Origin of the sequence: Cerasicoccus maritimus (assembly GCA_031296935.1) — a bacterium.
GTDB lineage: Bacteria > Verrucomicrobiota > Verrucomicrobiia > Opitutales > Cerasicoccaceae > Cerasicoccus > Cerasicoccus maritimus.
The window spans coordinates 294,515-307,238 of sequence record JAVDPD010000002.1; the positions used below are offsets into that span (position 1 = coordinate 294,515).

Below are 12,724 nucleotides of genomic sequence, written 5' to 3' on the forward strand. Positions count from 1 at the left end.
CTACTCTGCTTGGTCGGTGGTGGTTTGTTGGGCGACGGGCTCTTCGAGCGGAACGATCTCGGTGGGGTGCTTTTTCGCGATGACGATGAGCGTGGTCCACGCGGCGATGAGCAAGATGAAGGCAAGCGTCACCGGAATCCACAGCGAGAGCTTGATGCCCTTTTTATTCTTTTCCGGTTGCTGACTCATGTTCTTGGAAGAGGCGTGGATCGGGGCCGAGGAATTCGGTCTCACGGGTTATGATGGTTTCGCCATCGGCTGAGAGCAGTGCAATGGTCACGGGAAATTTGCCAGCGTAGTTGTCTTTGGAAATGGTCACGATGATCGGTTGAACGAGCTCGCCCAAGGACTCGACGCTGATTGCCTCCTCGTTGCCGGCGACGGTGACTGGGTGGCCTTCGGCAGTGGCGAGGATGGTGTAAGTTTGCTCGCTGTCGGTCTTGTTGATGATGCGGACCATGTATTGATTGCGCAGGCCGGTGTCCGTGATGAAGTAGGGCGAGCCGGTCATGCGGACAACATTCATGTTCGCGCTCTTGAGCTTGGTTGCTGAGAAGCTCATTGCGGCGAGGCCGAGTAGCATGAGGAAGCCGTAGAGGAACAAACGCGGGCGAATGATACGCGTCTTTTGGCCGCTGAGTCCGTTCATCGAGTCGTAGCGGACGAGGCCTTTTTCGCGGCCGAGTTTGGCCATGATCGCATCGCACGCATCGATGCAGTTCGAGCAGCCGATGCACTCGATTTGCAGGCCTTGGCGGATGTCGATGCCGGTGGGGCAAACCTGCACGCAGCGGCGGCAGTCAATGCAGTCGCCGATGTCGGTCTTCTTGGCCGGGCCGCGGGGTTCGCCGCGTTTTTCATCGTAGCCGATGACGATGGAGTCATCGTCGATCAGCGCGGATTGGAGGCGACCATACGGGCAGATGACGAGGCAGAGCTGCTCGCGGAACCACGAGAAGTTGAAATAGATAATCCCTGTGGCGATGAAGACGAACAGGAATGCAGTCCAGTGCTCCAGCGGGCTATGCGTCATCCACACATACAGCTGCTTGATCGACACAAAGTAGGAGAGGAAAATGTGCGCAATGAGCAGCGAGACAATGATGAACAGCGAGTGCTTGATGACGCGCAAGGTGACTTTGTGGGCGTCCCAGTCTTTGCGGTCCAGTTTTTTGCGGGCGGTGTGATCGCCTTCGATAATGCGCTCGATGCGGCGGTAAACGTGCTCTAGAAACACCGTTTGCGGGCAGGCCCAGCCGCACCAGATGCGGCCAAAGAGCGAGGTGATGACATACAGCGAAAACCCAAGGCCGGTGATGAAGAAGAACATCATCCAGAGGTCTTGCGCGGCAAAGGTCAGCCCGAACAAGTGGAAGCGCCGCAACGCGACATCGAGGAACACCGCCGGGTATCCGTTGATTGGAATCCACGGCAGGGCGATGTAAACCAGGATGAGCAGGACGGCGGTTACTCTGCGAAGCAAAGTAAACTTACCGCTCACATCCGCCGGGTGCAGAAAGAAGCGCGAGCCGTCTTGGTTGATCGTCGTGACGGACTCGCGAATCGGTTTCTTGTTGGCGGCGGGGGCGGACATGCGGTGTTGTTTTTATTCGCCAGCAGCGCGCAGGGTAGCCTCGTCGTTTTTGCTCATGACATAGGCGACGACTTCGGTGATCTGCTTTTGGCCAAGGACGGGGCCCCAGGCCTGCATCCCCTTGTCGGGCACGCCGTCGAACACTGTCGTGTAGATGTCGGATGGCTTGGCTCCGTGGACCCACTCGCCGTCGACGAGGTTGAAGCCGATGCCGCCCTTCAGGTCGGCGCCGTGGCAGGGGACACAGTTGGACTGATACGTCTTTTCGCCTGCCGTGAGGAACGATGAGTTCTTGCTCATATCCCAGAACATATCGTTGTTGGTGACGTCGATGGAGTTGGCGAGGCGAATGGCGTTGATTTGCTTCATCTGATCTTCGACGCGCTCCTGGTTACTTTGCGATCCAGAGTAATACTGATAGACCAGGAAATACGCGGCCGCAAACAGCATGGCGCCATATAGCGTGATGAGCCACCAGCGCGGCAAGCGTTGGTCATACTCCTGAATGCCGTCGTAGGTATGCTCCTTGAGGACGACGCCTTTCGGCAGGTCCTCTTGTTTAACTGAAGGTGGTTCGTGGCTCATGCTTTTGTTTCAGTTTCCGGGGTGTCGTCTTCGAGCGGAAGGTTGCCCATGTGGTCAACGAAGTCCTTCTTGAAGCACAGGGCGCGGACGGTGATGACGATGAACACGCCAAAGGTCAGCCAGAAGGAAAGAACGGGGACGATGTTGGTCCAGTTGTCGTAAACGATGCGCTTGAACATAACTTTGCTGGGTTAGTTGTTAGCTGGTGTTGCGGTGGCGACGGATTCAAAGGGGAGGTGGGTTGCCTCTTCTTTTTCCTGCTTTTTCTTTTCGTTGGTCATCTCGAACGCGCCGAGTTTTTGCAGGTAAGCAATGACGGCGACGATCTGCTTTTCCTTCTCGACGAAGACGCCGCTCGCAGCGAGGTCGTCGACGATTTCCTGGGCCTGCAGATTGTATTCAGCCATGACTTCTTCTTCGGACAGACCGATGTCGTAGGGGACACCGAGCATGCGCATGGCGTTGATCTTCGACATGAGCGTGCCGGTCTTGGCGTCCTTGAATTGCAGCCAATCGTAGTTGGGCATGTTGGAGCCATCGGAGACTTGGCGTGGGTCCACGAGGTGGAGGTAATGCCAGTCGTTGGAGCGCTTGCCCACGCGCATGAGCTCGGCGCCCTTCTGGATGTCGCCGCCTTCGCGGGCGAGGTCCGGGCCGGTGCGCTTGGAGCCCCACTGGAACGGGTGGTCGTAAATCGATTCACCGAGGCGCGAGTAGTCGCCGTAGCGGAGGATGTCGGGTGTCATGGTGCGGATCATTTGCGAGTGGCAGTTGTAGCAACCTTCACTCACGTAGATGTCGCGGCCGGTGAGCTCGAGCGGCGTGTAGGCAATTTGCAAACGGCCCTCAATGTTGCTTGCGCGCTGCACGGTGACGGTGGGGATGATCTGCACGGCGCCGCCGATGGCTGCCGCAATGATGGTCAGCACGGTAAAGGTGAGGCCGTGCTCTAGGAGCTGGTCATACCACTCGCTCCACTTGGCACCGCTGAACTCGAAGTGCGAGATCGCCGCCAGGGTGAAGACACCGGTAAAGAATACGCCGACGAGGAAGACCGGGCCCTTGCCGAAGATCAACATCGCAGCCGAACCGAGGATCAGCACGCTGTAGATAACCGGTGGGTTGAGGTAGCCACGGAACTTCTTTTCGTCGCCAGTCATTTCCTGCATGGCCGACTCGACCTCGACGGTGCCGTTAACCGGCGAACCGCTCTTGACCGTCTTGTAGATGTTGAAGGCCAGCATGAAGAAGCCCGTCAGGTAAAGGCCACCGCCAATCAGACGGAAGAGCATCATCGGGCGAATGGCTTGCAGGGTGTCGAGGAAGTTCGGGTATTTCAGCAGGGTGCCTTGCTCGATTGTGTCGTTGAGCATGAGGCCCTGCGTGATGCCCGATACCCACATCGCTGCGACGTAAAGGAGGATGCCGACCATGCCCAGCCAGAAGTGGAGGTTGGCCATGCCCTGCGAGTAAAGCTTTGTATTCCAAAGTCTCGGCGCGAGCCAGTAGGTCATGCCGGCTGCCATGAAGCCATTCCAGCCGAGGGTGCCGCCGTGCACGTGTCCGATGGTCCAGTCTGAATAGTGGGAGAGCGCGTTGACGGACTTGATCGACATCAGCGGGCCTTCAAAGGTGGCCATGCCGTAGAACGTCACGCCTGCGGCGAAGAACTTAATGACCGGATCGGTGCGAAGCTTGTCCCAGGCTCCACGGAGTGTCAGCAGGCCGTTGAGCATACCGCCCCAAGACGGCGCCCAGAGCATCAGGCTGAAGAGCATGCCCAGCGTTTGGAGCCAGCCGGGGAGGGCGGTGTTGAGCAGGTGGTGCGGACCGGCCCAGATGTAAATGAACACCAGCGACCAGAAGTGGATGACGGACAAACGGTAGGAGTAAACCGGGCGTCCCGCCGCCTTTGGCACGAAGTAATACATGATGCCGAGGATCGGCGTCGTTAAGAAGAACGCCACGGCGTTGTGCCCATACCACCATTGGACGAGGGCGTCTTGCACGCCGCCAAAGATCGGGTAGCTGTGCAGGAAGCTGGTCGGCAGCGAAAGGTGGTTGACCACGTACAGCATCGTCACGGTGACGATGGTTGCGATGTAGAACCAGATCGCGACGTAGAGGCTCTTTTCGTTGCGCTTGGCCAGCGTCCAAAAGAAGTTTGCGGCGAAGACGAGCCAGATGACGGCGACCAGGATATTGATCGGCCAGATGAGCTCGGCGTATTCCTTACCGCGGCTGTAGCCGAGGGGCAGGGTGATCGCCGCGAGCACGATGATGAGCTGCCAGCCGAAGAAGTGAATCTTCGTCAGCAAGTCATTGCCGAGTCGGCAACGGCAAAGGCGCTGCGTGGAGTAATAAATGCCGGCAAACATCATGTTGCCGACGAAGGCGAAGATCGCCGCGTTGGTATGGAGCGGACGCAGGCGCCCGAAGGTCAGCCACTCCATGTTGAAATTCATCTGGAAGAAGTTGAGCTGAGACGCGACGAGAACGCCGGCGCTCAAGCCAACCAAGGCCCAGACGATGGATGCGATCAGGAACCAGCGGACCGACTTGTCGTCGTATTCGATGGTGGTGGTTGCGGTGCGGGTTGTAGTACTCACTTGCGAATGGCCTCTACGGGTTTTTCAGCGGCGAATGGGCGCAGGGACTCCTGCTCCAGGCTTCGGTGCGTTTCAGACTTCCGGTCCCGCCAAAAGAGGAACAGGAAGAAGCCGGCGAGCAGCGTGCTCAGAAACACGGTTAAGATTAAAATTTCCATGGGTGAAAGTTAGTTGAGGTAAAAGGGGCAGTCGTCCTTGCCGATGCGGTGGGGGCAGCGGAAGATCTCCTGGCCAAAAATCCAGGCGAGGGCTTCGTTGATGAGGCGCAGGGATTGCTCGCGGTCGAAGTCGGTGAACTCGTGCTGGGTGTCCCAGTTGTCGGACAATACAGCGCCAAATGCGCGGACGCCGGCCTCGTGAAGCTCCACACAGACGTAGCCGCGCTCACGCTCGGTTTGGCAGGCGCAGGTGACGCCCAAAATATCTTGCAAGTGCATACGGGGGGATTCGCCAGCGAGCAGGTTGACGGCCTCGCGTCCACCGATGCGGCCCAAAACATGATCAAACACTTCTTCCAGAAAGACCACGGGCACCGAGCCCTCGCTGTCGCTATTCACGACGGGCGGGGGTAGGTCGCTCTCGGTCAACCAGTTCTCGATAATGTGATCCCGGTTGTCCCGCAGGTAGCTGACGAGACGTTTATTCATGGGTTGATTTTCTCATAACCCTCTCTAGATTGTCTCCGCATATACTGACCAAGACTGCGCAATTCTTCTTATTTACCTCTATGAAATTTGCTAATAATCTCGACGATGCCAAAGTTGCTCGTGAGAACTCTCCAGCGGCTGCGCGTCGGGCTGCAAGTTTGCTGGAAGAAACGCAGATTTTTCAGGATTACCAAAAGGCCTTCCGCAAGGCGACGGGGCTGCCGCTGGCGATCCGCCCGATTCAGTCCTACGAGAACGCCCTAGCTGGGCAGCAGGACGAAAACGAGTTTTGCAAACTCATGGGCCGCACCAATGTCGGCTGCGCGAATTGCCTGAAGATGCAGGAGGATTTAGAGAAACAGGCCTGCCTCGAGCCAAAGAGTCTGCATTGTTTTGCCGGACTTTGCGACACCGCGGTCCCGATCCGGGTGGGCGACCAACTGATCGCCTTCTTACAGACGGGGCAAATCTTGCTCCACCAGCCGAACGAGCAGGAGTTCACGCAAACCACAAAGCAGTTGCTCAAGTGGGGCAGCGAGGTGAACCTCAAGCACTTGGAGGAAGCGTATTTCAACACCAAGGTCCTCGACCGCGAGCAATATCAGGCGATGATTTCCCTATTGTCTACCTTCGCCGAGCACTTGGCCACGATCAGCAACAGCATCGCAGTCGAAGAAAGCGACACGGACCCCATGCTCGTCGCCAACGCCAAGAAATACATCCAGGACCGCTACCAGGATCAGCTCTCGCTCGACGACGCCGCGAAGGCGGTCAACGCGAGCACGCGTCATTTTTGCAAGGTCTTCAAGCAGGCCACGGGCATTACGTTTACGGATTACCTTTCCCGCGTCCGCGTGGAAAAAGCCAAGACAATGCTCGCCAACCCGAACCTCCGCGTGAGCGAAATCGCGTTTGGTGTCGGCTTCGACTCGATCTCGCAGTTCAACCGCAGCTTCAAGCGAATCACCGGACAAACCCCGACCGAATACCGCCGCATCAAGGCGCGGGCAGGGTAGCGTCGGAATCTGGTTTGGTTTGTTACCATATTTCGCAGCCTGTAGGGCTGCTCCAATGTAGCGTGGGGCAACACCCCTCGTAAGTTTATTGGTTCAGCGACAAGCCTGAAGGGCTTGTCTAAAACTATATGGTCGCCTGGTGTTTTGTACATGGCTACAGCCTTGGTTCGATGAGGTGAACTTGAATCGAGGGCGTTACTCGTTTACTCCAAGTGCTGCGTTCGCAATCGCTGACTTTGCATGCAGCTCAACTTGAGTCATGCCCCATCTGTCGCCCCAATTCGAGCTTGAGCAAAGTAATGCTTTGGCAAGCTTTTATGATAATTTGAGCCGAAGCCATGTCCTTCGCCAGGGCTATTAGAGTGAATAAATCGGTCTCACACTTGCATACTCGGCATATCATGTTGTCCGAATTTTCTCAAAATTCTTGAAAAGAGGAGATTGACAGCCACGAAAATAACGATTTTCCTCTTCGCTTCTTAATCTTGGTGGATGTAGCTCAGTTGGTTAGAGCACCGGTTTGTGGTACCGGGGGTCGCGGGTTCAAGTCCCGTCTTCCACCCCATTATAATGAACGACTTGCGGGATTTTTAAGGGATTCCTGTCTCATTCCTGTCAAAATGACTTGCCACGCTGCACTGAGTGGTTCAGCCTCCGCATATGGCTGCAAGCAGTGACAGTAAGCTCAAGAGTTGGGAATATCCCAAAGGATCGGGCATCAAGATTCGAGAGATTATTAATCAGACGGCCGGGAATGCTTTCAGCGGGTCTTATATGGTTATTGTTCCGGCTCGTTTGACTGGAACTGTCAGGAATCGCAAACAGTTCAAATCGAAAGAGGATGCTGAGAAGTGGGCATCTGATGAATTCCGAGGTTTTCAAAAGCAAGGTGAAGGCTATTTCAACGCAACCGCTGAAGAACGCAACGAACTGGCAATCTGCCTCCCGAAGTTGCGTGAGAGTAACATTACACTCACTGAAGCCGTGGAGTTCGCCATCAAGCGTCTTCGGCCTAATGGAGGCGAACGAAAAGTTGGTGAAGTTATTGAGGAAGTTATCCGGAGTAAAAAACTCCGATATGAGCGCGGTGATCTGCGCGAACGGAGTTACCAGGATTTTCGACAGAGAGCGGAGAAATTCCAAGGCCCCTTCGAAAATACAGCGGTTAAAAATCTCAGTGTTGCCGACATCAAAGATTGGCTCCTGGGGCTTGAATCCAGCCCGCGAACGACGCAGAACTATCTAGCAGTTGTTGCAGAGATACTTAAATATGCTGTTCAGAAGCGCTACATTTCGCTTTCACCTATTGATGAGCTGACCGACTACGACCGTAAGGAGCTTTGCGGCAATTCAGGATCAATCAAGGAACCTAGCATATTGACGCCAGAACAAGCCCAAAAGCTGCTTTATGCTGCTCAGGAGCACTCTGAGTTGCTATTGCTGGGAGCCGTTATCCTCGGGCTATTTTGCGGCATTAGAACCGAAGAGTTGAAGCGTTTGCAGTGGGAAAACGTGAAAGACGCCGAACTGCCACCATTTGTGACCATAACTGGCACCGTGGCAAAGAAGCGCCGCATCCGGAATATCGACATCCCAGAAAATGCTTTGGCATGGCTGTCTCTATGCCAGAAGCGTGAAGGAGTGGTTGCCGCCAATCTCTATACCACTGATTACCAGAAACGGTTCCAGAAGCTCCTTAAAGCCGGTGGATTTGGCTTTAAAGACAAAGAGACGGGCAAGTGGCGGACTCAATGGAACACTAACGCCATGCGCCATAGTTTCGGCACTTACCATTACGCCCTCCATGGTAACCCGCTGGAAACCTCCCGTCTCCTCGGGCACAAAGCCAGCGATCAAGTCCTGTTTGACCACTACCGCGCGTTAGCTACCAAAGCCAAAGCCGAACAGTATTTCTCCATCATGCCGAAAAAGACCAAAGCAAAAGTCATTGAATTCGGAGGCTAAAGGACCTCAGTATACACTAAATTTTAACCGAAATTATCTCATGGGTAGAAAAACCAATGTATCGAAAGTGGCTGCTAGCAGTCCGTCATTCCATGTTTTGAAAAATGCCTACTGGGATGCCAAGTGCATGCAGAGTTTCTATCCGTCTTTAGATGAGCCTGAAGCGAACTCAGAGAAGCGTAGATCATTTATTACAACAGTTAATCGCTAAGTCCATACCCGACTTGGCCAAAGACAGATCTGATAAGGATGAAGATCGTCCCGAGGTGTGTAAAAAACTATCCCAGATTAGTAAAGATATGGCTCGCCTTGCTCTTTATGACCTCGGACTCGCCGTGCTGCGAGCAGAGCCTAGGGATCTGCTCGCACTCGTCGAATTGCTTGATAAACGAGAGAATTTCAGTCGCGACGCTCAACTTGATCAAATGGCGCAGGGGCTTGTTAGACGTTATTGGGCCAAAACGGGAAATACTCTTCAGGAAGCAACCAAGAATAAAGTTATGGCGTATTCGAGGGAACTGAAAGGCCAAACAGATGGTTTAAAGGATGAGCTGAAGGTGAAATTGGACGATGGCACTGAAGATATTTTGCACCTTGAGCGCATTCAGAAGGCCTTGGATCATTATAGGAAGGCGATTGGTGGAGATTATCACTACCACGAAAGCGGTGAGTATTCGTTCTTTTTGGGTTCAGAGATCGAAGGCAATCCTTGGTTTGGATAGTTTTTGATGAGATTTATTGAGTTATAAACATTTGATTGTTAGATCTTTACGAAAGGCAAATTCCTTAGTAAATAAGCCTTTCGCTCAAGATCAATATTCATTCGCATCGCTATGTGTAATTGCCGTTAGTGATGAAATGTCGAATACATCACTGAGCACAAAGCAAGCCTCCATGTTTGTCATGATATGCGTTTGTTTGGGCGGATGGTGTGCTCGTCAGTTTGTTATAGCTAAAAGCTCTTTCCAAATCGAATACAGCTTGTTCGCAGCTTCTACAGCGGAGCAATGTTTGGCTCTAAATCTCGGGGAGGAGGTATCGGATGAAGTCTGACCTTAGCTTGGAGAAACAGCTGTCTGATAATACTGATCAGACACAGGCATGGATCAAGGAACTTGAGATTCGCCGTAATCCTCCAGCGCAAATGACCGTGCCTGAGGCTGCGATCTACATTGGAATTTCAGAACGCAAATTGCGTGAGGACATTGGCAAGAGACAATTCAAATCAATTCGGATCGGAAACCGCGTCATCTTGCGTGCGAAAGATATCGATGCAGCACTGGAAGCTATGACCCAATAAAATACAGTGCCCCTACGCTAGCGGCGGCTACTGCCCCAAATTTGGCAAGCTAGCATCAGGAGACGTGCCTCGAAGCCCAGTTTGGGTGGCAGACGCTCCACTGTGCGGAATGGTATGGAGCTCAATCGCCATACCATGATACAGTAATCGCATAAGAACCTATGGACACCTTTCTAGGGGGGGTGCAACACAGCGTAGATAGATTACTGATTTCAAAGGCTATACAGCGACGGGAAAGGCCGTTCTTTATTCTTTTATCAAACTCCTCCTAGCCCGCTGGGTGTGTCCCTGGGGGTTAGGGGGAGTTGATATTTTTTGACTACCAGCTCAAAAATAGGCCGGTTCTTGTAGAGGAACTAAAGAAAAGGAGGAAGCGCAGGAGTACGGGCGGTACTGATTGAGGGGTGGCACAATTAGATACTATAAGTACAGTACCGACACGGCCGTACAGTTTAGTAGCTCTATGCATGAAAGGGAGACATTACCCAGATGAGATGAGAGGGGCCCCTAAACAGGCAGCACGACGCTGACGTTAAACCACCGGCCGCTCTATTTCTCTTTAGCAATTATAGGGTAAAAACAGGGGTATTTGGGGCTGATCGAATGACCCAGATTCATAATATTCACTGGGATGCTGACCATTCATGCGGCACGACAATTTTGACGGAGAAGTTCATGAAATTTGGATAGATTTGAAGTAACAGCCAGTTGTAAGAAGTTCGTAATCTGCCATAACTAACACTATTAGGTAATGAGAAAGCAAAAATACACAGTCCAGCAGGTCAGCAATGCGCTCTATGAGGCACGTGGGATCAAGTCTGTCGCAGCCCGGAGCTACTTGGGTCGATTCAGTTCCTCAATGTAGTCCTGAAGAAATTCTGAAGGAGACTGCTCAACCGCTTGTACCAAACTGATAAACTCGATCACATCAAGGCGGCGCTCTCCCCTCTCAATTTTAGCAACAAATGACTGAGGTTTATCCAATCGCTTAGACAGTTGCGATTGGGTCATATTGTTATTCAGGCGTGCGCGTTTTAGCATCTCGCACAAAAGTGTGTTTTCGACGCTGTATATGGATTTTTGCACTGCTTGATAAGTTTTTGAAGCAGCTATTATAATCCCACAGTAGGATTATCCCAAATTGGGATATATGGCTTGCCTAAGCGCCTACAAAGTAGGATTACTGTCGTATGAAATTCAACATCACCTGGGGGTTAAATGCCGCCGTATTGGCAGTGTTTTTGGGAATCAACAAAGCGATTTTAGGCGATCTTGATAATGGAATCGGGATCATCCTTGTTTTCGGGTGTATCTTCTTCACGGTCGGAGGACTGTTGGGCCTCAAGGCTAGAAGCACTAAATTCCACAGAAAATCAAAGACGTACTGGTCGATACTTATCTGTCTAACTGTGATTTTGTTGATTGGTCGTTTCGCGACTCAGCCATTTCAGCAACATCAAGAGACATCGGACTCCATAAGTGTGCTACAATACGAGGTTTTAGGCACGGACTTAGAAAACTCCGAAGCCTATCATCTCCGTAAAGGTCTTCGATTCTATGTAGGAAAAGGCGTTCAAAGAGATTATGAAAATGCTGTTTATCATCTGAAAATAGCGTCTGAACTGGGCTCTCTACCTGCACACTACATGCTTGGAATTTGTTACTACGAGGGAAATGGGGTAGAGCAAGATTACAGCAAAGCAATCGATCACATGGAAATTGCAGCTGAATTGGGTGACTCATTAGCTCAAACCACTCTAGCTCGTTGGTATTTCAATGGTGCAGGGAAATTCGGGAATCGAATTAAGAAGGACGATAAGAAAGCAATCTACTACATGACGATTGCGGCAGAAAATGGCGATGTATCAGCACAATCAAACTTAGGGAGTTGGTACCGCTATGGACAAGCGGGCGAACTAGACATTGAGAAAGCGGCTTATTACATGGAAAAAGCCGCAGAGAACGGGGAGCAACAGGAGCAATACACCTTAGGGCAATCCTTTCATGATGGTAGAGGCTACCTATCCAGCGATCGATTCGAACAAGACTATGAGAAGGCATTCTATTATATGACAAAGGCTGCGAAACAGGAAGGAGATTACACGAAGCATGCACAAACACAGTTGGGACTATGGCTTTACACTGGTGATGGAGTTAATGTTGATTACGGAGAAGCATTAAAATGGTTTAAGCTTGCAGCTGACAGAGGCGACCCAGTCGCGATGACATATATTGGGATCTGTCTCTATGAAGGGCATGGCGTTTTCCCAAACCATGACCTAGCAAAGAAATATTTGCAGGAAGCTGCTGACCAACAAAACGCCGAGGCACAGCGATATTTAGCTTACCTAAATGAAGATAACCAAAACTACCCTGAAGCGATAAAATGGTATCGAAAAGCTGCAATGCATGGTGACGCCGTCTCATCAATTATGTTATCAGAGCAATATCATACGGGGAACCATGTAGAAAAAGACCTTATTGAAGCATATGCATGGGCACGAATTGCCTCAGAAAACGGTAATGCATCTGCACTAGAGGCTATCCAGTCAAAGCTAACAGCTACCCAAATCGCAGAAGGGAAAAAGAGACTTAGCCGCATCAAGGTCGAAAAAACGCTAGAAGACTCTGGAATAAACATGAACTGAATCGATGAATACTCTTGGTGAAGTCATATGGAATCAGTGACCGTCGTGGGTGCAGGCTTTTGGAGTTGAACTGTGGGCTTGTATATGAGCGCCGCTCAGCGTAGAGTAATTTTCAAAGTTATAATCAACGCCAATGAGGTGGTCCCGAACCTTGGACAGGTAGCCTTGATTATTAAGATGTAATCCAGTTGTGTTTGGGATGGAAGTCCAGACAGGAAGGATGTTTGTTGATGATGTGGTTGGTTGGCAACTGCCTTGGCGTAGTGCAGGTCGTCCCCGTAGGTGAAGTAGTTACGAGGCAATCTGACAGTTGTGTGATAGACCATGGATTATCAGTCTGGTCCTAATGCAAGAACGACG

At 52.0% G+C, this 12,724-nt stretch carries 13 protein-coding genes and 1 tRNA gene; 6 read left to right on the forward strand and 8 right to left on the reverse strand.

Annotation, left to right across the window (positions count from 1 at the left end):
- The 7 genes from RBB62_RS01695 to RBB62_RS01725 are packed head-to-tail and all read right to left on the reverse strand — an operon-like array spanning position 1 to position 5,435.
- Positions 1 to 189, reverse strand: coding sequence for a hypothetical protein (locus tag RBB62_RS01695; RefSeq protein ID WP_309396389.1), 189 nt, complete (start codon positions 187 to 189; stop codon positions 1 to 3).
- The gene (gene ccoG, locus RBB62_RS01700) at positions 164 to 1,594 is read right to left on the reverse strand and encodes a cytochrome c oxidase accessory protein CcoG (RefSeq protein WP_309396391.1); all 1,431 of its coding nucleotides are present in this window, start codon (positions 1,592 to 1,594) and stop codon (positions 164 to 166) included. Before ccoG ends, RBB62_RS01695 begins: the two co-directional genes overlap by 26 nt.
- A 12-nt stretch (positions 1,595 to 1,606) precedes the next feature.
- The gene (locus RBB62_RS01705) at positions 1,607 to 2,179 is read right to left on the reverse strand and encodes a cbb3-type cytochrome c oxidase N-terminal domain-containing protein (RefSeq protein WP_309396392.1); all 573 of its coding nucleotides are present in this window, start codon (positions 2,177 to 2,179) and stop codon (positions 1,607 to 1,609) included.
- A complete protein-coding gene (locus RBB62_RS01710) occupies positions 2,176 to 2,358 on the reverse strand; it encodes a hypothetical protein (RefSeq protein WP_309396394.1) in 183 nt (60 codons plus the stop codon). Before RBB62_RS01710 ends, RBB62_RS01705 begins: the two co-directional genes overlap by 4 nt.
- A gap of 12 nt (positions 2,359 to 2,370) precedes the next feature.
- Positions 2,371 to 4,788: a cytochrome-c oxidase, cbb3-type subunit I gene (ccoN, locus tag RBB62_RS01715; protein WP_309396396.1), complete on the reverse strand. Its 2,418-nt coding sequence runs from the start codon at positions 4,786 to 4,788 to the stop codon at positions 2,371 to 2,373.
- A complete protein-coding gene (locus RBB62_RS01720; protein ID WP_309396398.1) occupies positions 4,785 to 4,946 on the reverse strand; it encodes a hypothetical protein in 162 nt (53 codons plus the stop codon). The genes ccoN and RBB62_RS01720 overlap by 4 nt, the downstream gene beginning before the upstream one ends.
- A 9-nt stretch (positions 4,947 to 4,955) precedes the next feature.
- The gene (locus RBB62_RS01725; protein WP_309396401.1) at positions 4,956 to 5,435 is read right to left on the reverse strand and encodes a hypothetical protein; all 480 of its coding nucleotides are present in this window, start codon (positions 5,433 to 5,435) and stop codon (positions 4,956 to 4,958) included.
- 80 nt (positions 5,436 to 5,515) lie between these two features.
- On the opposite strand from RBB62_RS01725, the gene RBB62_RS01730 reads away from it, so the two are divergent.
- From RBB62_RS01730 to RBB62_RS01750, 5 genes are all read left to right on the forward strand, one after another.
- A complete protein-coding gene (locus tag RBB62_RS01730) occupies positions 5,516 to 6,451 on the forward strand; it encodes a PocR ligand-binding domain-containing protein (protein WP_309396403.1) in 936 nt (311 codons plus the stop codon).
- Between the two features lie 488 nt (positions 6,452 to 6,939).
- Positions 6,940 to 7,016: transfer RNA gene (locus RBB62_RS01735), tRNA-His, on the forward strand.
- Between the two features lie 95 nt (positions 7,017 to 7,111).
- Positions 7,112 to 8,416 carry a tyrosine-type recombinase/integrase gene (locus tag RBB62_RS01740; RefSeq protein ID WP_309396405.1) on the forward strand — a complete coding sequence of 435 codons (1,305 nt, stop codon included), beginning with the start codon at positions 7,112 to 7,114 and terminating at the stop codon, positions 8,414 to 8,416.
- Between the two features lie 152 nt (positions 8,417 to 8,568).
- Entirely contained in the window at positions 8,569 to 9,138 is a 570-nt protein-coding gene (locus RBB62_RS01745) for a hypothetical protein (RefSeq protein ID WP_309396406.1), read from the forward strand.
- A gap of 320 nt (positions 9,139 to 9,458) precedes the next feature.
- A complete protein-coding gene (locus RBB62_RS01750) occupies positions 9,459 to 9,716 on the forward strand; it encodes a helix-turn-helix domain-containing protein (RefSeq protein ID WP_309396408.1) in 258 nt (85 codons plus the stop codon).
- A gap of 834 nt (positions 9,717 to 10,550) precedes the next feature.
- Here RBB62_RS01750 and RBB62_RS20180 read toward each other — a convergent pair.
- On the reverse strand, positions 10,551 to 10,757 hold the full coding sequence (locus RBB62_RS20180; protein WP_343219059.1) for a helix-turn-helix domain-containing protein: 207 nt from the start codon (positions 10,755 to 10,757) through the stop codon (positions 10,551 to 10,553).
- A gap of 149 nt (positions 10,758 to 10,906) precedes the next feature.
- Here RBB62_RS20180 and RBB62_RS01755 point away from each other — a divergent pair, with 149 nt between their 5' ends.
- The gene (locus tag RBB62_RS01755) at positions 10,907 to 12,364 is read left to right on the forward strand and encodes a tetratricopeptide repeat protein (RefSeq protein ID WP_309396410.1); all 1,458 of its coding nucleotides are present in this window, start codon (positions 10,907 to 10,909) and stop codon (positions 12,362 to 12,364) included.
- Positions 12,365 to 12,724 lie beyond the last annotated feature (360 nt).